Annotated in this window: 16 protein-coding genes; 13 read left to right on the top strand and 3 right to left on the bottom strand. The window is 64.6% G+C overall.

Annotated features, from left to right (window positions below):
* Window positions 1–333 precede the first annotated feature (333 nt).
* From ACT3UE_RS05555 to ACT3UE_RS05565, 3 genes are all read right to left on the bottom strand, one after another.
* Window positions 334–1,110, bottom strand: coding sequence for a TM2 domain-containing protein (locus ACT3UE_RS05555; protein WP_444566358.1), 777 nt, complete (start codon window positions 1,108–1,110; stop codon window positions 334–336).
* Window positions 1,111–1,187: 77 nt separating this feature from the next.
* Entirely contained in the window at window positions 1,188–1,799 is a 612-nt protein-coding gene (locus ACT3UE_RS05560; protein WP_444566359.1) for a hypothetical protein, read from the bottom strand.
* A gap of 32 nt (window positions 1,800–1,831) precedes the next feature.
* The gene (locus tag ACT3UE_RS05565) at window positions 1,832–2,347 is read right to left on the bottom strand and encodes a hypothetical protein (protein ID WP_444566360.1); all 516 of its coding nucleotides are present in this window, start codon (window positions 2,345–2,347) and stop codon (window positions 1,832–1,834) included.
* 238 nt (window positions 2,348–2,585) lie between these two features.
* Between ACT3UE_RS05565 and ACT3UE_RS05570 the strand changes: the two genes are divergently transcribed.
* From ACT3UE_RS05570 to ACT3UE_RS05630, 13 genes are all read left to right on the top strand, one after another.
* The gene (locus tag ACT3UE_RS05570; protein WP_444566361.1) at window positions 2,586–4,661 is read left to right on the top strand and encodes a hypothetical protein; all 2,076 of its coding nucleotides are present in this window, start codon (window positions 2,586–2,588) and stop codon (window positions 4,659–4,661) included.
* A gap of 41 nt (window positions 4,662–4,702) precedes the next feature.
* On the top strand, window positions 4,703–6,277 hold the full coding sequence (locus tag ACT3UE_RS05575; protein ID WP_444566398.1) for a class I SAM-dependent DNA methyltransferase: 1,575 nt from the start codon (window positions 4,703–4,705) through the stop codon (window positions 6,275–6,277).
* Window positions 6,270–7,385, top strand: a complete 1,116-nt coding sequence (locus ACT3UE_RS05580) for a restriction endonuclease subunit S (RefSeq protein WP_444566362.1) — start codon at window positions 6,270–6,272, stop codon at window positions 7,383–7,385. The genes ACT3UE_RS05575 and ACT3UE_RS05580 overlap by 8 nt, the downstream gene beginning before the upstream one ends.
* Window positions 7,386–7,535: 150 nt before the next feature.
* A complete protein-coding gene (locus ACT3UE_RS05585) occupies window positions 7,536–10,748 on the top strand; it encodes a type I restriction endonuclease subunit R (protein ID WP_444566363.1) in 3,213 nt (1,070 codons plus the stop codon).
* Complete coding sequence (locus ACT3UE_RS05590; RefSeq protein ID WP_444566364.1) at window positions 10,735–11,781, top strand: restriction endonuclease; 1,047 nt, start codon at window positions 10,735–10,737, stop codon at window positions 11,779–11,781. Before ACT3UE_RS05585 ends, ACT3UE_RS05590 begins: the two co-directional genes overlap by 14 nt.
* Window positions 11,782–11,893: 112 nt before the next feature.
* Window positions 11,894–13,132 (top strand): alanine racemase, encoded by a 1,239-nt coding sequence (locus tag ACT3UE_RS05595; protein WP_444566399.1) that lies wholly within the window; start codon window positions 11,894–11,896, stop codon window positions 13,130–13,132.
* Entirely contained in the window at window positions 13,133–14,500 is a 1,368-nt protein-coding gene (locus ACT3UE_RS05600) for a D-arabinono-1,4-lactone oxidase (protein WP_444566365.1), read from the top strand.
* Window positions 14,501–14,661: 161 nt separating this feature from the next.
* Window positions 14,662–14,898 carry a heavy-metal-associated domain-containing protein gene (locus ACT3UE_RS05605; protein WP_443390078.1) on the top strand — a complete coding sequence of 79 codons (237 nt, stop codon included), beginning with the start codon at window positions 14,662–14,664 and terminating at the stop codon, window positions 14,896–14,898.
* A gap of 123 nt (window positions 14,899–15,021) precedes the next feature.
* Window positions 15,022–17,028, top strand: a complete 2,007-nt coding sequence (locus tag ACT3UE_RS05610) for a heavy metal translocating P-type ATPase (protein WP_444566366.1) — start codon at window positions 15,022–15,024, stop codon at window positions 17,026–17,028.
* 100 nt (window positions 17,029–17,128) lie between these two features.
* Window positions 17,129–18,028: an NADP-dependent oxidoreductase gene (locus ACT3UE_RS05615; RefSeq protein WP_443411518.1), complete on the top strand. Its 900-nt coding sequence runs from the start codon at window positions 17,129–17,131 to the stop codon at window positions 18,026–18,028.
* A 3-nt stretch (window positions 18,029–18,031) separates the two neighbouring features.
* Window positions 18,032–20,200: a heavy metal translocating P-type ATPase gene (locus ACT3UE_RS05620; RefSeq protein WP_443411455.1), complete on the top strand. Its 2,169-nt coding sequence runs from the start codon at window positions 18,032–18,034 to the stop codon at window positions 20,198–20,200.
* 127 nt (window positions 20,201–20,327) lie between these two features.
* Window positions 20,328–20,549, top strand: a complete 222-nt coding sequence (locus ACT3UE_RS05625) for a heavy-metal-associated domain-containing protein (protein WP_443383191.1) — start codon at window positions 20,328–20,330, stop codon at window positions 20,547–20,549.
* A gap of 126 nt (window positions 20,550–20,675) precedes the next feature.
* A complete protein-coding gene (locus ACT3UE_RS05630) occupies window positions 20,676–21,359 on the top strand; it encodes a Crp/Fnr family transcriptional regulator (RefSeq protein WP_443383188.1) in 684 nt (227 codons plus the stop codon).
* Window positions 21,360–21,386: the final 27 nt, after the last annotated feature.

Consider the following 21,386-nt stretch of genomic DNA (forward strand, 5'->3'; position numbering starts at 1 on the left):
TCTCGAACGGAGCAGGCCAAGACCGAAGAAGAATTGCCGTCACCCTCACCAGATCCTCGGCCAGTCACACAAATATTGATGGGACGCACATTTCTTGCACAACGGGGTCCCATTCGTTCCGGATCGTCGGTTTGGGAATGGGACGCGTTTCCCGACCAGGCAATCGCTATGTACATGGTGGACTTCCGGAGTGGGCAACTCATTTGAAAAGTAGGCAGGGACACGGATGGCTTCAATTCCGTTCTCAATGGTGTGATTTGACCGAAGTGCCGCTCTCGCCGATGCCTCTCTCAGCTCATTCGGCGCGAGTGGCACTCAAGGTGTGGGTTGTTCCTACTTCTTCTCTTCGATCGTCACGGTCCAGCCCGTGAAGCCGGCGCTGTTCACGTCCAGGAAGTAGGTTCCCGGCGACTTGTGAAGTGCCGTCGACCCCTTGCCGCCTTCGTCGATCATGACCTCGGGGACTCCGCCGTCTTTCATCAGGTCTGTACCTTCGGTCAGCAGGTAGATGCTGCCGAGGACCATGTCGCCGGAGCCTTCGAAGTTGTAGGTCATGCGGGCTTCGGCTCCGGTGAGTTCGAACGTCGAGCTGGCGGAGTCGGCCTTGCCCTTCAGGGTGGCCACCTGGGTCCAGGTTTCAGCCGCTTCCTTGGCGGGTGCGGGCTTCGTGGATGCTTCCTGTGCAGCTTCGGCAGTTTTCGCCGCCGGGGCTGCGGACGCTTCACTGGTCGGCACGGTCGCCGGCACGTCCGCCGCCGATTGGCCGGCTTGCGAGGCGGTATTCCCGCCCGTTACGGCGCTGATCACAATGAGGGCACCGGTGACGATCCAGGCGATGACCTTGCGTTCTGCGTATCCGCGCAGTGCCAGTCCGCGTTTGTCCCGCATCCCGCCGGACAGGATGATGATCAGATCCACGAGGGCCCAGACGCCGACACCGCCGAACGTGACCAGCTTGAGGATGCCGGTGCCGACCTTGCCAAGGTAGAACCGGTCGATGCCGAAGACACCCAGGAAGAGGGAAAGGAGCCAGGTTACGATGAACGACTTCTGGCCGATGGTGGGCGCCATGTCGGTGGCGGATTCCTCGGGATGAATGGTGGTGCTCATGATTCTTCTCCTGTTGGTGGTGGGGTTGGCGGCGGCTTCCATCCACTGGGGAGGAGGCACCGCCGTCGTGCATGGTTTTACTGTTTGGTCCAACTGCCGCAGCGGCTGGTGTTGAAGTCCTGGCCCTTGGAGAGGGTGACGCTGGGGCGTCCTCCCCCGGGGATGTCGTTTTCGATGAGGTCGCCATTGCTGCCGGTGCGCATGATGGCCCAATAGCATTCGGAATCCACTGGTTCGTTGGCGCGGTAGGTGCCGGCGGCGATGTCGAGGCCGACGGTCCAGGTGCCCCCGGTGACCGTGTTGGCGGCTTTTTCCTTTTCGGCAGCGCCGACGGCCTTCTCGCGCTTCTTCACGGCGCCCTGTTGCTCATCGAGTTCCTCGGAGCGCTGGCCGAGCGCTGCCTCCTTCTCGTCGGCGGCCAGTTCACGGTCGTCGATTTCGCCCGACAGGGTCTCGTAGTCGGAGGTGGTTTCGTCGAGCTGCTCCTGGACGGAGTCGCGTTCGGCAGCCGTCGTGGCGAGTTCGCTCTGCAGCGAAGCGTATTGCTCGCTACTCGTGGGATCGGTGCTCGCGCTACCAGCCCAGGCGCCGGCTCCCATGAGAACGACGGCGACGCTGGTGCCCGCAATCCATTTCCGCCAGTGGCGGGGAGCCTTGCTGTGGGGCGTCGCTCCGGGGCGCTCGGTCATTTGTTCCAAGGTTCCTCCAATAGGCATGGTGGCTAGTCCTGTGGCTGGGGTTCGACGACGATGTCCAGGCCGGTGTCCGGGTGGTATCCCCAGGAGGCCGTGAAGCCATCCCAGTCGGCGGTTTGTTGTCCGTCGAGGGCCCGGGTGGTTCCGAAGCGGGCGACGACGCTTTCGGGCACATCGAGTTTCTGCAACACGCAGATCACCTCGATGTAGCTGGCGCCGCTGGATTCCTCGCCCGTGGTGGACAGTTGCAGACTGGCCCCCTCATCCATGACGTCGACACCCAAGGAGTCCTCGACGTCGCAGTCGGCCACGGCGTCGGTGATGAGCTGAGTGGACGCAGCCGATTGGCTCTCGACCGGCACCGCCGGGGTGCCGGTCGAGAGTTGTCCGACGATCGCTCCGATCGCGACGCCGATGACCAGGCCGATGATGCCGAATGCCCAGGGCTTGCCGATCGACGGCCCCAGTCGAACCGGCTCGGAGAGGTCGGCGGGCGGCCCGGGCTGCTGCCAGGGATCGCGGGTTCCGGTTGGGTGTTCCATGGTGGACTGCCTTACGTCGAGGTGCGAGAGGTGGCGGGAGCCCCACCCCCAATTGCCTTTGAGAGCTCCCGCCGGTTCCGCCAGAAGCCCGGCGGAACACCACTGACATTAGAGAAACCGAGAAACGTAACAAAGATTTTTGTTGATAAGCAGGGTTATCAACCAGAATGCGTGCTTAGTGGTGTTTGTGCTTAGACTCAAGCCTCGACATCATCAACATCGGGATCAGGGAGGCATCATGGGCCGGCAACAGCTGCTCACCCTCACCGATGTCGCCCACCTGGCACAGGTTCGCCGCCCGGTCGTCAGCATGTGGCGCAAGCGCACAAGCCCCACGGGCCGCGCATTCCCCGCTGCCGCAACGATGCGAGGCGCCCAGGAGCTGTTCGACGCCGATGACATTGCCCGCTGGCTGACCGAAACGGGCCGCGGCAATAATCCCGACGCGGCGCTGGACGTGGCCGTCCACGCGATCTCGACGATTGACGATCCGCTGGCGGTGACCGCGCTCGTCACGCTCCAGGGCCGCACGGGCCAGGCACTGTCGATGCTGGACGAGGAGGATATCGTCGACGCCGCGGACGAGATGGACCCGGACGACACCTACCTCTACTCAGAGATCGAAGCGCTAGGTGACAAACTCCGCGGGTGCTCCGAGCTGGCCGGTGAGCTCGTTGATGCCGCCTTCAGTCCGGAGGCCGCCATGGAAGCCATCGTGCAGGAGATGCCGGGCAGATTCCTGGGGCTGTCTCAGACGCGCCTCGCGCCCGAGGTTGTGGCCCTGGCGGCGGGGACCGCGGTGGAGCTGGCCCGGCGCCTGGGCGAAGGCCGCGAGGTCGTGCCGACCTTCCTCGATGCCTCAGTTGGCGGCAGCGATATCCCGCTGGCCATCCTGCGGGAACTGGGGGAATCCCTGCCGGGTCGATTCGGGTTGGTGTCCTCCTCCGCAACCCTAGAGGGCACCGGGGCAGCACTCACCCGACTGGCCGAGCGTCGACTCAAAGTCCACCTGCGCAGCGACGGAAACCATGGGCCAGCGGACCCCGGCCTCACCGGCGGCCCGATCGTCCACGTCGCCCAGTTCCCGGCCCCTGGCTTCCCCTCCCCCACAGCCACCGAAGTGCTCACCAGCCTGGAGGATTTCGTCCAGCACCTCGGTACCTGGGACAGCGCGGTCATCCTCGCTCCCGCCGAAGCGTTGACCGACGAACTGCGCGGCGTCGGCGAGGGCGCCCGTTCGCGCATCCTGCGCACCGGGCGCATTCGCGCCTCGGTCCGGCTGCCTGAGAAGCTTCTGCCAGCCAGCCCGCGGCGGGCCATGGCGCTCTGGGTCCTGGGGCCGGCGCATGCGAACGTGCCCATTGCCGATCGGTGGACCATGATCGCGGATCTCTCGGCCGCGAATTTGGACACCGCAGCCCGGCAGGACCTCATCAGTGACCTCTCGGCTTCGCTGGGGACCCGGCGGGAGATTTCGGCCCACGCCTTCCGGTTCGCCCGCTTGGTCCCAACCCCCACTCTGTTGGCCTCCTGGTCGGCCTCGCCGCTTTCGTCGACTCCACCGACTGCGCCGTCGCCGGCGGGAGCGGAACCCTCAGCCGTGGACCACCTAGTCCGCCTCGAGTCAGCGATGGACGCCATCGAGTCGACGCCGGTTCCTACCGGCAGGCTGGGCATTACCTTCGACGTGCCCCCGAAAGAAGGCCAGAGAGCTCCCGCACAGCACAAAGCGCGCACCCAGCAGAGCCTCGGCACGCTGCTGGCGAAGAACCAGCTCCGCTACCTTCCCGGCACGCGTATCGAACCGGAAATCCTCGGTAGTGAAGGCTTCCCCGTTTGGGACGTCGACCGCCTGGAACCCGGCATCAGCCACCCCAAAGATCACCACATCAACGTCATGGTCCTCGCCGCAGAGCATCCGCGAGCCACCCTGACCGAACCCGGCGACATCATCTTCCGCACCGGCCCACGACCGCGAGCCGTCATCGACCGCGCGGGGTCCGCCGTCGTGCGGTATCCGGCGCGGATCCTGCGGGTGAACGCCGGCCAATCGACGCTGGTCCCCGACGTCATTGCGGCCGACATCAACGCGGCACCGGGAGGCCTCTGGCGTCAGTGGCCTGTGCGAAGCTTGACCCCGGAGGCGGCTTCCGGTCTGGGCGCCGTGCTGGCCCGGGTCGAGGCCACACGGGACGAACTGCTGGAAGGGCTACAACGGGTCGATGACCTGACCGCTTTATTGCTCGACGGCGCCGCCGCCGGCGTGATCGCTACTCTTGATGAAGAACTACCCACCATGGAAGGAAGGCCGTAGTGCCCCCGAAGAAGAACCAGGCCGCAACGCTGCCGTCGACCATGAAGGAACTCAAGGACACCCTCTGGAAGGCCGCCGATAAACTGCGCGGCTCCATGGATGCCTCGCAGTATAAGGACGTGATCCTGGGGCTAGTGTTCCTGAAGTACGTCTCCGACGCCTTCTCCGAGCGGCGCACCCAGCTCGCCGAGGAACTGGCCACCGACGGGATGAGCGAGGACCAGATCGCCCAGCTGATCGACGACACCGACGAATACACCGGGCGCGGCGTCTTCTGGGTTCCCGCCCGAGCGCGCTGGGAGCATCTGGCAGAAAACGCCAAGGGCCTTCCGGCCATCGACGGGGCTCCGCCGCGGAACATCGGAGAACTCATCGACGCGGCGATGGATGCGGTCATGGCGGCCAACCCCTCGTTGGCGGCGACCCTGCCGAAAATCTTCAACCGCGATAGCGTCGACCAGCGGCGGCTGGGCGAGCTGATCGACCTGTTCAACTCTGCCCGTTTCACTGGTCAGGGCGCCGGCCGGGCCCGTGACCTGCTTGGGGAAGTCTATGAGTACTTCCTGGAGAAGTTCGCCCGCGCCGAGGGAAAGCGCGGCGGCGAGTTCTATACCCCGGCCGGTGTGGTCCGCGTGCTGGTGGAGCTCCTGCAGCCGACCCACGGGCGGGTCTACGACCCCTGCTGCGGCTCGGGCGGCATGTTCGTGCAGACCGAGAAGTTCTTGGACGCCCATAACGAGGACCGCACAGCGATCTCCGTCTACGGACAGGAACTGAACGAGCGCACCTGGCGGATGGCGAAGATGAACCTGGCCATCCACGGGCTCAACGCCAACCTGGCCCCGCGCTGGGGCGACACCTTCGCCCGCGACCAGCACCCGGAGATGCAGGCCGACTTCGTGATGGCGAACCCGCCGTTCAACATCAAGGACTGGGCCCGCAACGAATCAGACCCCCGATGGCGCTACGGGGTCCCGCCGGTGAACAACGCGAACTACGCGTGGATCCAGCACATCATCTCCAAGCTGGCTCCGGGCGGTTCCGCCGGCGTGGTGATGGCCAACGGCTCGATGTCCTCGAACTCCGGCGGAGAGGGCCAGATCCGCGCCCAGCTAGTTGAGGCCGATCTGGTCTCCTGTATGGTCGCCCTGCCCACGCAACTGTTCCGTTCCACCGGGATCCCGGTGTGTACGTGGTTCTTCGCGAAGGACAAGACCGCAGGAGCACAAGGCTCCGTGGACCGGACCGGGCAGGTGCTCTTCATCGACGCGAGGAACCTCGGGCACATGGTCGACCGCGCCGAGCGCGCCCTCTCCGACGAGGACATCGCCAAGATCGCCAGCACCTTCCACGCCTGGCGCGGTTCCGCTGGCGCAGCGAGTGTGGAGTACGACGACGAGGCGGGGTTCTGTTATTCGGCCACCTTGGAGGAGATCAAGGCCACAGAATATGCCCTCACGCCGGGACGCTATGTCGGAGCAGTCGATGTTGAGGACGACGGCCAACCCGTCGAGGCCAAGATCGCACGCCTGAAACAGGAGTTGTTTGACCAGCTCGAAGAGTCCCAGCGGCTGTCGCAGGTCGTTCGCGAACAGTTAGGGAGGGTCGATGCCTGATTGGCAGACTAAGACGCTCGGAGAAGTGCTCAATTTTCAACGCGGATTTGACATCACCCGAGCAACCCAGCGTGCAGGAAACATCCCCGTTGTCTCATCCGGCGGAATCAGCAGCTACCACGACACACCGTCAGCGAGCGGTCCAGGCGTTGTCATTGGACGTAAGGGCACCTTAGGCAAGGCCTACTATCTGCCCTCCGACTATTGGCCACACGACACTACGCTGTGGGTTCAGGATTTCAAAGGTAGCGATCCCCGATTCGTCTACTACTTTATGTCGCGGTTTGACGTCTCATGGCTCGATGCTGGTTCCGCAAATCCAACCTTGAACCGCAACCACTTACACCCACTTTCCGTGAGCTGGCCGCCCGTGAAGGAACAACAAATTATCGCCGAAGTCCTCGGCGCCCTCGACGACAAAATTGCCGCCAACGACCGGCTCGCAAACAAGCTATTCGAGCTAGCGGCTCTAGAGCATGAAACTTCTCTGGATCTTGTCACCGCTCACGTTCCACTATCTTCTTTGGCCACGACAGTTCTCGGCGGAACGCCTAGCAGAGCCAAGCCAGAGTACTGGTCGAACGGCACCGTGCCTTGGCTCAACTCAGGAAAGGCTAACGAAGATCGTATCGTTGAACCCTCAGCATTAATCACAGCAGACGCACTCGCTAGGAGCGCTGCCAAATTAATGCCTGTGGCAACGACGCTGATCGCGATTACTGGTGCAACTCTGGGTAAAGTCGCCCGACTTGAAATCGAAGCTGCAGGGAATCAATCATTAGTTGGTGCGTGGTCTGACCGACCTGACCACAACAGCTGGCTTCACTTCGCAATTCGCAGCGAAATCCCGCAACTGTTAAGGAAGGCTACTGGCGCCGCCCAACAGCATGTCAATAAGCAGGACGTCGACTCTCTTCTAATTCCGATGCCCGCGGACGAAGACGTTCTGCGAGCAGGAAAATCGATATCCGTCCTACTCAATTCTGCCCACGCAACGGATCTCGAAAGTCGCCTTCTCAGGGAGACTCGGGATGCCCTGCTCCCACGACTAATATCGGGCAAACTACGAACGAAGGAAGCTGCGGAAGCCGTGACCGCTACGATCTGACTTCGAGGTGACAAGGACGAAGACCGCAGACTTCCGAACACTGTCTACTAGAAATCACACGGTGGTTTTGCAGATATTGACTGCAATATCAGAGATTTGATACTTCGGAATAGTTTTCATGACAGGGACAAGCCGGGGGAAAGGCACGAAATGACACTGCAAACCAGCTTCACCGAGGCCGACTGGGAAGACCTCGTCCTGGAACAACTCGGCGACCAGAACTGGCGGCCCACCCACGGGGACGAGATCGCGCCCGGCCCGGGCGAGCGGGAGACCTGGGACGACCTGCTGATCCGTCCGCGCCTGCTGACCGCGCTGCGCCGGCTGAACCCCGGCGTCCCGGAACAGTATCTGCAACAGGCCCTTGCCACCATCGCCGCCCCCACCTCGCAGGATGCGATCACCGAGAATCACCGGATGCACAGGATGTTCGTCGAAGGCCACCGGATCTCCTACCTGGACCCTGACGGCACCGAGCAGAACCCCACCCTGCGGATCCTGGGCACCGAGGAGACGGATAACGACTGGCTCGCTGTCAACCAGGTCACCCTCGTGCAGGGCGACTACCGGCGCCGCTTCGACGTCGTGCTCTACTGCAACGGGATGCCGGTGAGCATCCTGGAACTGAAGAAGGCCGGCTCCCAGGCTGCCGACGTCGCCGCCGCGCACGCCCAGCTGGAGACCTACCTGCGCGAATTCCCACTGGCGTTCAGGTTCTGCGTCTTCACATTCGCCTCCGACGGGATCGACGCCAAGTACGGGACCCCGTTCACCCCGCTGAATCACTTCTCCCCCTGGAACGTGGACGACGACGGCGAGCCCGTCCCGCCCGGACACACCGTGGACGGTGATGCGGTCCTTCCCATCGAAACCGCGTTGGCCGGGCTCTACAACCCCACCCGCTTCCTGCAGCTGCTCCACTCCTTCACCGCGTTCGACGGCGGCGCCGAGGGACTGCTCAAGCGCATCGCCAAGCCCCACCAATACTTCGCCGTTACCAAGGCTGTCGGCTCCACCATCGACGCGGTGCGGACCAACGGCAAGGCCGGCGTCGTCTGGCACACGCAGGGCTCGGGCAAGTCCATGGAGATGGAGCTCTACACCAACCGGGTGATGCGCCACCCGGCGTTGAAGAACCCCACCGTCGTGGTGATCACCGACCGCAACGAACTCGATGGGCAACTCTTCTCCGGGTTCGCCCGCTCCCAGCTGCTACCCGATACGCCCAAGCAGATCCGCCGTCGTACCGAACTACGCACCGAGCTCTCCGGCCGGGTCACCGGCGGCATCTACTTCACCACGTTGCAGAAGTTCAGCCGCACCACCGAGGAAAAGGAGTCCGGGACGGTGCACCCGCTACTCTCGGACCGGAAGAACATCATCGTTATCGTCGACGAGGCCCACCGCAGCCACTACGACGACCTCGACGGCTACGCACGGCACCTGCGCGATGCGCTGCCCAACGCCACGCTGATCGCGTTCACCGGCACCCCGGTCTCCTTCGAGGACCGCAACACCCGGGACGTGTTCGGCGATTACATCGACGTCTACGATCTCTCGAGGGCTGTGGAGGACGGCGCCACCGTTCCGGTCTACTTCGAGCCGCGGTTGATCAAGGTGCAGCTGGCCGCCGACCTGACCCAGGAGGACCTGGACACCGCCGCCGACGAGGCGACCACCGGGCTGGACGACACCGAACGGGCGAGGATCGAGCAGTCCGTCGCCGTGGTCAACGCCGTCTACGGAGCCCCCGAACGACTCGAGGAGCTTGCCCGGGATCTGGTCGCGCACTGGGAGACCCGTCGGGACACCATGGCCCCGTTCATCGCCGACACCGGCGGTTCGGCGACGCATGGCAAGGCCATGATCGTGGGCGGGACTCGCGAAATCTGTGCGAATCTGTACAACCAGATCATCAGGCTGCGACCCGACTGGCACTCCGACGAGCTGGAGAAGGGTCGGATCAAGGTCGTCTACTCCGGCAATGCCTCAGACGGCCCTCCGGTTTCCAACCACGTCCGCCGCGACTCGATGAACAACACCATCAAGGAACGACTCAAGGATCCGGCCGACGAGCTAGAACTGGTGATCGTCAAGGACATGATGCTCACCGGCTTCGACGCCCCTCCCCTGCACACCCTCTATCTGGACCGCCCACTGAAGGGCGCCCTGCTGATGCAGACCCTCGCCCGGGTCAACCGGACCTTCCGAGGCAAGGAGGATGGCCTGCTGGTCGCTTACGCGCCGCTGGCCGAGAACCTGGCCAAGGCACTGGCCGAATACTCCAGCACCGACCAGGAGGCGAAGCCGGTCGGGAAGAACGTGGACGAGGCCGCGGGCCTTGCCGTTGAACTGGTGGAGCAGATCAAGGCGCTTCTGGCCGGATATGACTGGCGGGCGGTGCTGGCCAAGCCGGGGCCGAAGTCCTTCCTGAACGCCATCACAGGGGCCGTGAACTACCTCCGCGACCCGGCGACCGAGGGGAACTCCCCCGCGGACGAAGCCCCGACGCTGGCGGTCATCTACCGGCAGACGGCCGGCCAACTCGCCCGCGCATGGGCCCTGTGCACGGGCTCCGGCAGGTTGGAGGAACTGCGTCCGGAGATCCAAGTGTACGAGGAAATCCGCGTCTGGATGGGCAAGTACGACGCCCAGGACCGCCAATCCCGCGGCGAACCGGTGCCCGAGGAGATCCAGCGCATGCTCGGTCAACTCATCGCCTCCGCGACGGACGCCACCGGCGAGGTGCTGGACATCTATGAAGCGGCCGGCATGCCCAAGCCATCGCTGAGTGATCTCACCCCGGAGTTCGTCGCCAAGACACAGAAGGCCCGCAACCCGCAGCTGGCCATCGAGGCATTGCGCAAACTCGTGGCCGACGAGTCGGCGAAATCGACCAAGCACAACACCATCCGGCAGCGGGCGTTCTCGGAGCGGATCACCGAACTGATGAACAAGTACACCAACCAGCAGCTGACCTCGGCCGAGGTCATCGCCGAACTGGTCGAGCTGGCGAAGGAGGTCGCCGAGGAGTCCCAACGCGGTCAGCGCTTCACTCCCCCGTTGAACGAAGACGAGCTGGCGTTCTACGACGCCGTCGCACTAAACGAATCCGCGGTCGAGGTTCAGGGCGAAGGAGTCCTGGCAGAGATTGCCCGCCAACTGGTGGCGATCATGCGCCGCGATGTGCGCACGGACTGGACCGTACGTGAAGACGTTCGGGCCAAGCTCCGCTCGTCCATCAAGCGACTCCTCGTGATCAACGGTTACCCGCCGGATAAGCAGCCCGAAGCGATCAAGCTCGTCATCGAGCAAATGGAATCGATGGCCCAATCCATCCGATCAACTCATGAAGAGCAATAGTCAGGGAGGGGACGCCGTGATCCAAGCTATAGGTTCACAAATGCCTCATCGTGTTGAAGAAATGAACCAGAAGTGTTTTTCACAAATGGCACATGCCTTACGTCAGTACGAACGCGCCCGCGCCCAAACACCAGAAGCTCCAACTAAATCTCAGACACTTTCCAAAGCCATGTTCGGAAAGCTCCCTCGAACTGACGAACCGGTTCTCGAGCAGATCGAGGAAAGGCCTACGCGCGATCTTGACCTCGAGGTCATGATCGCTGTCGAAAACAACCACAATCTAAGCGACCTCGACTACTCGTCGCTCCACAGATACGCGTGGGCGATGCTCGAAGGCTTAGTCCGCGGCCGTCCTGCCGCCTCCGAGGAAGACCTTGTCGAGGAGGCGGCACAGCTAGTGGGAAAACGAATTTCTGTTGTTCGCGAACAAAATGCAGCGGTATCTCGCAGTAACGAAGAGAAAGCGAAAAGGCGTGCGTTAGCTGCCCGGGCAGCTGAGAAGGAGAAACTGCGAAACGCAGCCCGTGCGCGAGATCAAGACACCAGACGCATTCGAAGAGAGGAACGAGAAGAACGCCGCGAAAAAGCTCAATACCGAGCGCGCGAGAAGGCAATGAACGAGGGGAGCAACACGCGCGAGTTGCGGCAATCCCAAGCTGCGCGGAAGCCAAAAGCGATCCAAATCAACAGTTGGCAAAGAGCAGAGATCAATGCTCTGGCTTGGACACGTCACATGGGCTTCTCCGATGCTCGCTTGACTCGGGGTGGCGCCGATGGCGGAGTGGATATTTCGGGTTCCAAAGCGATTGCCCAAGTTAAAAATGAAGGGTCAGCAACAGGCGTTCAAGCTGTACGACAATTGAGCGGGACCGGACGTGAAACTGGAGCCGAATACGTGTTGTTCTTCACAGCACATAGCTACACTCGCGAGGCACTTAGACATGCCGAAATTGTTGGAATGGCGTTGTTTACGTACGACTTGTACGGAACCATCAGCGCTGCCAATGCGCACGGAGAACACATACTGGCATAGGCTCTCTGACATTCTTTCACTATAGAGTCCGGCACACTCGTCCGGTAAAGGAGACCCTTCAGCTAGACGCTGCCCGCTCAGATTCGAGGATGTAATCGAAGTGCCAAACTTTATGCACGCCCATGCCGATGCTAGCTTCGACTTTCAGCAGTACGTCAGCACGCTCTCCGAGGCTGGCTCGAATACCCGCCCGTTGGCTCTGCTGGACCTAGACAAATTCCATGCCAACTCCGTGAAAATGTCTGCCCGAGCGGCTGGAACCACAATCCGCGTCGCTTCCAAATCGCTGCGCGTACGCGGCGCCCTTGAAGCAGCGCTGTCCACACCCGGTTATTCCGGCGTTCTCGCCTTCACACTGCCGGAAGCACTCTGGCTTGCCGAGACCGGGATTCGCGACATCGTCGTCGCCTATCCGACGGCTGATCGCGAAGCGCTGAGGCAACTCCTGCAATCAGAAGCCCGCGAACACGTCACGGTCATGGTCGACTCCACCGAGCACCTGGAGCTTCTCCGTGGCATAGCCCGGTCTGCCAACATCCCAACTGGAGCGCGGTTCCGCGTTTGCCTCGACATCGACGCCTCCTATGCTCCGGCACGTCACCGCACCGGCACTCTAGCCGCCAAGCTCAGGGTCGGCCCCGCTCGCTCCCCCATCACGACGGTCGAACAAGCCATCACCATAGTTCATGCTTGCGAACGTGCCGGCGTGAACCTGGTCGGGATCATGATGTATGAGGGGCAAGTCGCAGGGGTCTCCGATGGCGCCCGCACACCCCGCGGGTTCGCCGTCCGAGCACTGCAGGCCCTCTCGAAACGGGACATCGCCCAATGGCGGGCCGAAGTCGTCGCAGCGGTGCGCGAACTCGTCGACTTGGAATTCGTCAACGGCGGCGGCACCGGCTCCATCGAATCCACCACAGCCGAGGCCGCGGTCACTGAAGTGGCCGCCGGCAGCGGGTTCTATGGGCCCGAACTCTTCCAGCACTACCGCAGCTTCCGCCCGGCCCCAGCACTGCACCTGCTCTTCGACGTCGTCCGCCGACCGGCTCCGGACACCGTCACCGTCCTCGGGGGAGGCTGGATCGCTTCCGGACCGCCCGGCAAGGACCGCCTGCCGGTCCCTGTCTGGCCCGAAGGGCTGCGGTATGCCGCTTCCGAAGGGCCGGGCGAAGTCCAGACACCACTCACCGGTCCAGCAGCAGCCGGGCTGAGCGTGGGCGATCCGGTCTTCTTCCGTCACGCCAAGGCCGGGGAACCGCTCGAGCGGCTGAACTCCGTCCTCGTCTACAGCAACGGCGAGATCATCGACGAATGGCCCACCTACCGCGGCGAGGGAAAGGCCTTCCTCTAGATGGGATCACGAACCAACCGGTACGACGCCGGAATCCCCGCAGGAGCTAGGTTCACCCGTGGCGCCTGGTCTTGGCGAAACTGGTCAGCCAGCGCTGTGAGCCAGCCCTCCGCCGTCGTACTCCCGCGCGCCGAATTCGACGTCGCTACCCTCTTGGCCCGGGCCACAGCTCAGGGACGACAGGTGAAGGTCGTTGGTGGTGCGCACTCGTTCACCGATATCGCAGCGACCGACGGAGTCCTAGTCAGTCTGGACCGGATGCAAGGGCTCGAGCACGTGGACCCGGCCACCGGCGAGGCGACCCTGCTCGGAGGGACCCGGCTGTTCAATGTCGCGGCCCTGCTCGCCCCGCACGGCTTGGCGTTGCCCAATATGGGCGACATCGACCACCAGTCGCTGGCCGGCTCGCTGGCCACCTCGACCCACGGCACCGGGTTGGCGTTCACCGGGTTCTCCGGTCTAGTGACGTGGCTGCGGCTCGCCCTGCCCGATGGGTCGATCGTCGAGTGTTCGGCGACCGAACGACCCGAGTTGTTCCAGGCGGCACGGGTCGGGCTCGGGGCCATCGGCGTCGTGCTGGCGGCCACGCTGCGTTGTCTGCCAGCATTCCAACTGCGGGCCGTCGAGCAGCCCGAACCGCTGGAGGGGATGGTCGAATCCTTCCTGGAACGCTCTGCCATCGAAGACCACCTCGAGTTCTATTGGTTCCCCCATACCGACACCGCGCTGGCCAAGACCAACACCCGGCTCCCCGTCGACGCTCCGCGGCACCCGGTCAGCCCCATCTCCCGGCTGCTCGACGATGAACTGCTGGGCAACGGAGCCTACGGACTGATGTGCGCCGCCGGAGCACGGGTCCCGGCATTGATCCCGTCCTTGAACCGCCTCGCCGCGAAGACACTAGCGGCCCGTGACTACACGGATGTGCCCCAGAAGGTGTTCGTCACTCCGCGACGGGTGAGGTTCCGCGAGATGGAGTACTCGCTACCGCTCGAGGCGTTCGGCGAGGTCTTCGCCGAACTCAAGTCGGCGATCGAAGGCTACCGGGAACCGATCAGCTTCCCGATCGAAGTCCGCACGTCGGCGGCCGACGATACCTGGATGGGAACCTCTGCTGGACGTCAGTCGGTGTACTTCGCGGTCCACCGCTATGCCCGGCAACCGCATCAGGCGTTCCTGCAGCACGTGGAGCAAGTGTTCATCGCCCACGGCGGCAGGCCACACTGGGGGAAGTTGCACTCCCGCGACGCCGCATACCTGGCAGGTGTCTACCCGGAGTTCGAACGGTTCACTGCTGTGCGGGACGAAATCGATCCAACGGGGACTCTGCTTAACCCGCATCTTAGGCGGGTGCTCGGGGCACGGTAGAGGCAAACTGCCTCCGTGCCCCTCCACCGGAATTGACCCAAGTCAAGGTACCTCGAGCCGTCCCTGGATAGTCTCAAAGCATCAACAAAGACTTCGACGCCCCCACCGGCGTCGGGCACTGGCAGATCGCCAGCGCATCACAGACGAAGGGAGTCACCCAAATGACCACCGCCGAAACCACCACCCACACACTCCTCCGTGCAGAAGGCTTCTCCTGCCCCTCCTGCGTCAGCAAGATCGAAAAGCAGGTCGGCAAGCTCAAAGGCGTGGAGAACGTGAAGGTCCACTTCGCCTCAGCCCGGATCGAGGTCGACCACGACGAGAGCAAGGTTTCCGTAGACGACATCGTCGCCGTGATCGCCAAGGCCGGCTACAAGGCCGCACCCTCGGCCTTCTAACCGGCCACTCATCCAGCCCGTGAGCCACGGTTCACCGGCTGACCACGGCAACCGCCCCGGCCATCGGCCCGGGCGGCGCGGCCCTCATCACCCCTCCCCCTAGAGCAGAAAGGTCGTGCCACAGTGAACAAGTTCCAGAAATGGGTTCACGGTAGCTGGTCCATCCCGGTCGTCTCCGGCATCCTCATCCTCATTTCCTTCGGCCTGCAGTACCTCGGCGACGGAATCTGGAACCGTGCGGTCAGCCCGCAGTGGTGGATCGACGCCGGTGAACATGCCACCAGCACCGCCACCGTCTTCACCCTGGCGGACACCTTCATGATCGCCGGTGCCGTCGTCGCCGGTTACAACATCGTCATCAAGGGGGTCCGTGCGCTGACCGCCAAGCTCATCGGCATCGACCTGCTCGTGTCGATCGCCGCGATCGGCGCCGTCATCATCGGCAACTTCTGGGAAGCTGCCGCCGTCACCTTCCTGTTCGCGATCGGCCACGCTCTTGAGGCGGCCACCATGAACAAGACCCGCTCGGCACTGGCCGAACTGGTCGCCGTCGCCCCCGACGTCGCCATCGTCTTGCGCGACGGCGAACAACAGGAGGTTCCCGCCCACCAGGTCCGGATGGGCGAAATCGTACTGGTGAAGAACGGTGCGAAGATCCCCGTGGACGGCCAAGTCGTCTCGGGGACCGGCGCCATCGACGAAGCATCCATCACCGGTGAATCCCTCCCGGTGGAGAAGACCAAATCGGACCAGGTCTTCGCCGGAACCGTCTCCCGCGGCGGGTTCCTGCAGGTCCTGGCCACGGGCATCGGTGCGGACACCACACTGGCCCGCATCATCCACCGTGTGGAAGAGGCCCAGGACGCCAAGGCCAAGACCCAGGCCTTCATGGACCGCTTCTCCTCCTGGTACACCCCCGGCGTCATGGTCCTAGCCCTGGTGGCCGGACTCATCAGTGGTGACGTGGTCCTGGCCCTGACCCTGCTGGTCATCGGCTGCCCCGGCGCCCTGGTCATCTCCATCCCCGTCGCGATCGTCGCCGGCATCGGCCGCGCTGCACGCAACGGCATCCTCATCAAGGGTGGCGAATACCTGGAGACCTCCGCGAAGATCTCCGCGGTTGCCGTGGACAAGACCGGCACCCTCACCGAGGGCCGACCACAACTGACAGACGTCGTCGTCCTGGATCCGGCGCTGGAGCGCACCGAGGTGCTGCGGTGGGCCGCAGCCGCCGAGGCCGGCTCCGAGCACCCACTCGCCCGCACCATCATGGATTCCGCCCGCGACGAAGGCGTGGGCCCCGAGGGCATCCCCGGCGAGGTGACTCCGGTCCCCGGCAAGGGCATCGTGTCCGACGTAGACGGCCAACTGGTGCTGATCGGCAACCCCGCGTTACTGGAGCAATACGGCATCACCAACGACGCCGGATCCTCCGACGCGGCTGAGGCTCTGGCCTCGGCGGGCAAGACCCCGATGATCGTCGCGGTCGATGGCCGGGTGATCGGCATCGTCGCCGTCGCTGACCGGATCCGTGAGGACTCCGCCGAGATGGTCGCCCGGTTGCACGCTGCGGGCGTGAAGAAGGTCGTTATGCTCACCGGTGACACCCGCTTGGTGGCCGAGTCCATCGGCCAGGCCACCGGTATCGATGAGATCCATGCGTCCATGCTGCCCGAGGACAAGCTCGACGCGGTGGCGAAGCTGCAGCGCGAAGGTCACACGGTGGCCATGGTCGGGGACGGCGTGAACGACGCCCCGGCCCTGGCGATCGCTGACATCGGCGTGGCCATGGGCGCCGCCGGTTCGGCAGTGGCCGTGGAGACGGCGGATATCGCCCTGATGGGCGACAACCTGCTCAAGCTGCCCGAATCCATCAGCCTGGCCAAACGGACGGTGAGCGTGATGAAGCAGAACATCGCGATCTCGCTGATCACCGTGGTGCTGCTGGTGGCCGGTGTCTTCGCCGGCGGGGTGACCATGTCCCTGGGCATGCTCGTCCACGAGGGTTCGGTCTTGGTGGTCATCCTCAACGCGATGCGTTTGATGCGCAACGCCCAGGGAGCGACGTCGATGTCGAAGTCGCTGCGCACCCCGGCTAAGCGCGAGGCGTCCGAAGCAGTGGACGCCTAGTCACCGTAGCAACGCCAAGGAAGCACCGACCGCGGGGGCACCCGCGGTCGGTGCGTGAACAGAACCATCAATTTTCATGATCACAGCAGGAGGAACACAAATGTCCACGGCGCTGGTTTTCAACGACTACGGCGGACCCGAAACCCAGGAACTCATCGACCGCCAGAGCCCGGCTCCGGGTCCCGGCGAGGTGGCGATCGAGGTGCAAGCAGCTGGAGTGAACCCTGCCGACTGGAAGCTTCGCGAAGGTCTGCTGGGCGAGAACGGGCAGCTCCCGGCACCGCTGGGGCTTGAGGCCTCCGGTGTGGTCACCGCCGTCGGGGACGGGGTGGAGGATTTCACCGTCGGAGACGAAGTGCTCGGCCTGGTGGCTGAGGGCCATGGTGGTTTCGCCCAGCACACGGTGCTGACGGCTTCGAAGACCGTGGGGAAACCCGAGGAGATCTCCTTCGCCGACGCGGCCACCATCCCGGTGGCCGGCGCCACGGCCTACGATGTCACCCACCAGGTCGAACTGGAACCCGGGCAGAGCCTGCTGCTCTTGGGAGCCGCCGGGGGCATCGGGCTGATGGCCGCCCAGATCGGCAAGGTCCACGAATTCACCGTGATCGGTGTGGCCGGTATTGCTGACCAGAAGCTGGTGGAGTCCACCGGCGCCACGTTCATCGAATCAGGCGACGGAGCCGCCGATCGGGTGCGCCGGGTGGCCCCGGAAGGTGTGGACCTGATCGTGGATCTGGTGGGCGGCCGGCCGCTGCGGGACATGGCGCCGTTGGCGAAGAGCCCGCAGAACGTCATCTCCACCGTCGAAGAGGCCACGGTCCAGGAGCTCGGTGGCGCCGCCGTGGTGCGGACCACCGAGGCACTGGAGAAGATCACCGACGTCATCAAATACGGGCTCGTCGACCCACACGTTCGCGCACGCTTCCCCCTGACCGATGCACAGGAGGCCATGGCCGCCGTCGAGACCGGCCACCTGGCAGGAAAGGTGGTATGTTGAACCATGACCGAACCGCGCGACGAACACCTGGACCATCCAGGGCACGGAGACCCACCCCGGTCCGGGCAGACGATGGCGCAGGAGCATACGCACCCGCCAGGGGATGACGCCCACCACGACCACCATGACGGTCACGGCGGGCATGGTGGGCACGAGGGCCATGCCGGGCATGGGGTGGGCATGTTCCGGACTCCCTTCTGGGTCACTCTGGTCCTGTCCATTCCGGTGGTCTGGCTCAGCCCGCTGGTCGCGTCCCTGCTGGGCTACCAGGTTCCCGAGTTTCCGCTCTCAGGGTGGATCGCCCCGGTCCTGGGGACGTTCATCTACTTCTACGGCGGCGCCCCGTTCCTGAAGGGCGGCCTCCAGGAAATCCGATCCCGCCAGCCGGGCATGATGCTGCTGATCGCCATGGCCATCACGGTGGCCTTCCTTGCCTCCTGGATCACCTTCCTGGGCCTCGGCGGCTTCAGCCTGGACTTCTGGTGGGAACTGGCCCTGCTGGTGGTCGTGATGCTCCTGGGCCACTGGATGGAGATGCGAGCCCTCGGTTCGGCCTCCTCCGCCCTGGATGCCCTCGCCGAGCTGCTCCCCGACGAGGCGGAGCGGATTCCCGAGGACGGTGGAGACCCCGTCACGGTGTCCATCTCGGAACTGGCGGTAGGGGACATCGTCCTGGTGCGCTCCGGGGGCCGGGTGCCGGCCGACGGCGTCATCACCGACGGCAGTGCCGGTTTCGACGAGTCGATGATCACCGGCGAATCCAGCACCGTGGCCCGCGGATCGGGTGAGACAGTCGTTGCCGGGACGGTCGCCACCGATAATTCCGTGCGCCTGCGCATCGAGGCCACCGGCGAGGATACGACCCTCTCGGGGATCCAACGGATGGTCTCCGAGGCCCAGGAGTCCACCTCCCGCGCCCAGGCCCTGGCCGACCGTGCCGCTGCCTTGCTGTTCTGGTTCGCACTGGGGGCCGCGATCATCACCGCGATCGTCTGGGTGGCGATCGGCCAGCCCTCCGATGCGGTCACCCGCACCGTCACCGTCCTGGTCATTGCCTGCCCGCACGCCCTGGGTTTGGCGATCCCCTTGGTCATCGCCATTTCCACCGAGCGGGCAGCGACGGCCGGGGTCCTGATCAAGAACCGGCTGGCGTTGGAGAAGATGCGCACCGTCGACGTCGTGCTCTTCGATAAGACCGGCACCCTCACCGAGGGCGCCCACGCCGTCACCGGCACCGCCACCACCGGCGGCATTTCCGAGGACGAACTGCTGCGGTGGGCTGCCGCGGCCGAATCCGAATCCGAGCACCCCGTGGCCCGGGCCATCACCACGGCCGCCGAGGCAGCTGGCCCCGGATCCGGCTCTTCGCTGACGGCGACGAACTTCCAGGCCGCTGCCGGTCGCGGGGTGAAGGCCGAGGTCGACGGCGTCGAGGTGATGGTCGGCGGGCCCAACATGCTGCGCGAGTTGGGGCTGGAACCCACCCCCGAGCTACGTGAAGACGTCGCCGGATGGATCGACCGGGGAGCCTCCATCCTGCATGTGGTCCGGGACCGGGTGGTCTTGGGCGCCATCGCGCTGGAGGACCGGGTTCGGCAGGAGTCACGCGAAGCGGTCGACGCCTTGCGCTCACATGGGGTGAAGGTCGCGCTGATCACCGGCGACGCCCAGCAGGTGGCCGATGCCGTGGCCCGGGATCTGGGTATCGACGAGGTGTTCGCCGAGGTCCTGCCACGCGATAAGGACGCGAAGGTCACCGAACTTCAGCAGCGGGGCCTCAGCGTGGCCATGGTCGGTGACGGCGTCAACGACGCCCCGGCCCTGGCCCGCGCCGAGGTGGGCATCGCGATTGGCGCCGGGACCGACATCGCCGTGGAATCCGCCGGCGTGGTCCTGGCGGGTAACGACCCGCGCTCGGTGGTGTCCCTGCTGGTGCTCTCCCGGGCCAGCTACGCCAAGATGCTGCAGAACCTGTGGTGGGCCGGAGGCTACAACATCATCGCGGTCCCGCTGGCCGCCGGTGTCCTGGCACCCATCGGGTTCGTCCTCTCCCCCGCGGTCGGGGCGGTCCTGATGTCGTTGTCCACGATCATCGTGGCGCTGAACGCCCAGTTGCTCCGTCGCGTGGAACTGGCCCCGGAGAGAGTCGCCGGCACCCGATCCGACCGGTGACGGCCGGGTGGCGATGGCGCCGATCGATCCGCCCGGACCGCCTTGACCCACATCAAGGCGGTCCGGGCCAGGTTGCGGTGGAATGGAATCACCCACGTAGGGAACCATCGTTCAGGAGGCAGCCACCATGCACACCGCATCATTCCGTACCCCACCCTTCACCTCCCCCACGTGCGTCCAGGACCTGGAAACCGCCCTGCCCCGGCAGGCCGGGATCACCTCGGCCACCGTGGAGTTCGAGGAGCGGAAGGTCAACGTCGAGTTCGACAGCATGAAGACCAATGTCGAGAAGATCGCCGATCTGATCACCGGGTTGGGCTATCCGGTGCTCTCCACCAAGCTCTGGTAGCTGTCCGCCGTGTCCGGCGTCGGAGACCTAGACTGGGATGCACCGCGACGGCAGCTGTTCCCGCCGTCGCAGACGACGTCGAAGGAGGCGGCCCACGATGAGCCCCCAGGAATCGGTGACCCGCTGATGAGCACCACCCCGGCAGGTCACGACCACCGGGACCAGTGTGTGGCGCTGGTCCCGATCTTCGCGCACCTGGATCCCGACGAACAGCATGAGATCGCTTCCCGCGCGCGCCAACGCAGTTTCCGAAGGGGTGAACTGCTCTACTCCCCCGGGGATGAGGATCGCTCCTTGATGATCGTCCACCGCGGGAAGGTCAAGACCTACCGCGGCAACGAGTCGGGCCATGAACAGATCCTGCGGGTCCTGGATCCGGGAAGCTTCATCGGTGAGACGGCCTTCCTCCACGCCGGTCAGTCGGACCACTATGCCTTGGCGCTGGAGGACGCGGAAATCTGCTCCCTGCACCACGAGGACATCCGCGGGTTCCTGGTCAGCTATCCGACGATCGCGTTGAAGATGCTCGAGACCGTCACCGAACGGCTCGAGCAGACCGAACGGACGCTCAGTTCCTATACCGGCGAGGACGCCGGATCGCGGATCGCCGGATATCTGTTGGAGAGCGCCGACCCGGCCACCGGGGCGCTGACTCTGCCGATGTCCAAACGCGATCTGGCCTCGCTGTTGGGCACCACCCCGGAGACGCTCAGCCGGCGCTTGGCGGCCTTCACCGAGGCCGGCTGGATCGACCAGTCCTCCGGCGGGCGGATCCACGTGCTGGACCGGGGGGCGTTGGCCCGGGCCTGAACCGGCCGCGGATCCACCGGCTCCCGG

Origin of the sequence: Arthrobacter sp. 179, assembly GCF_052379645.1 — a bacterium.
Taxonomy (GTDB): domain Bacteria; phylum Actinomycetota; class Actinomycetes; order Actinomycetales; family Micrococcaceae; genus Arthrobacter_H.

Bases quoted from the DNA above. Each gene is read 5' to 3' on its own strand.
- ACT3UE_RS05600 (WP_444566365.1), top strand. From the start codon at position 13,133: ATGGGATCACGAACCAACCGGTACGACGCCGGAATCCCCGCAGGAGCT.
- ACT3UE_RS05555 (WP_444566358.1), bottom strand. From the start codon at position 1,110: ATGAGCACCACCATTCATCCCGAGGAATCCGCCACCGACATGGCGCCC.
- ACT3UE_RS05570 (WP_444566361.1), top strand. From the start codon at position 2,586: ATGGGCCGGCAACAGCTGCTCACCCTCACCGATGTCGCCCACCTGGCA.
- ACT3UE_RS05630 (WP_443383188.1), top strand. From the start codon at position 20,676: ATGAGCACCACCCCGGCAGGTCACGACCACCGGGACCAGTGTGTGGCG.
- ACT3UE_RS05605 (WP_443390078.1), top strand. From the start codon at position 14,662: ATGACCACCGCCGAAACCACCACCCACACACTCCTCCGTGCAGAAGGC.
- ACT3UE_RS05595 (WP_444566399.1), top strand. From the start codon at position 11,894: ATGCACGCCCATGCCGATGCTAGCTTCGACTTTCAGCAGTACGTCAGC.
- ACT3UE_RS05620 (WP_443411455.1), top strand. From the start codon at position 18,032: ATGACCGAACCGCGCGACGAACACCTGGACCATCCAGGGCACGGAGAC.
- ACT3UE_RS05580 (WP_444566362.1), top strand. From the start codon at position 6,270: ATGCCTGATTGGCAGACTAAGACGCTCGGAGAAGTGCTCAATTTTCAA.
- ACT3UE_RS05575 (WP_444566398.1), top strand. From the start codon at position 4,703: ATGAAGGAACTCAAGGACACCCTCTGGAAGGCCGCCGATAAACTGCGC.
- ACT3UE_RS05590 (WP_444566364.1), top strand. From the start codon at position 10,735: ATGAAGAGCAATAGTCAGGGAGGGGACGCCGTGATCCAAGCTATAGGT.
- ACT3UE_RS05560 (WP_444566359.1), bottom strand. From the start codon at position 1,799: ATGACCGAGCGCCCCGGAGCGACGCCCCACAGCAAGGCTCCCCGCCAC.
- ACT3UE_RS05625 (WP_443383191.1), top strand. From the start codon at position 20,328: ATGCACACCGCATCATTCCGTACCCCACCCTTCACCTCCCCCACGTGC.
- ACT3UE_RS05565 (WP_444566360.1), bottom strand. From the start codon at position 2,347: ATGGAACACCCAACCGGAACCCGCGATCCCTGGCAGCAGCCCGGGCCG.
- ACT3UE_RS05585 (WP_444566363.1), top strand. From the start codon at position 7,536: ATGACACTGCAAACCAGCTTCACCGAGGCCGACTGGGAAGACCTCGTC.
- ACT3UE_RS05615 (WP_443411518.1), top strand. From the start codon at position 17,129: ATGTCCACGGCGCTGGTTTTCAACGACTACGGCGGACCCGAAACCCAG.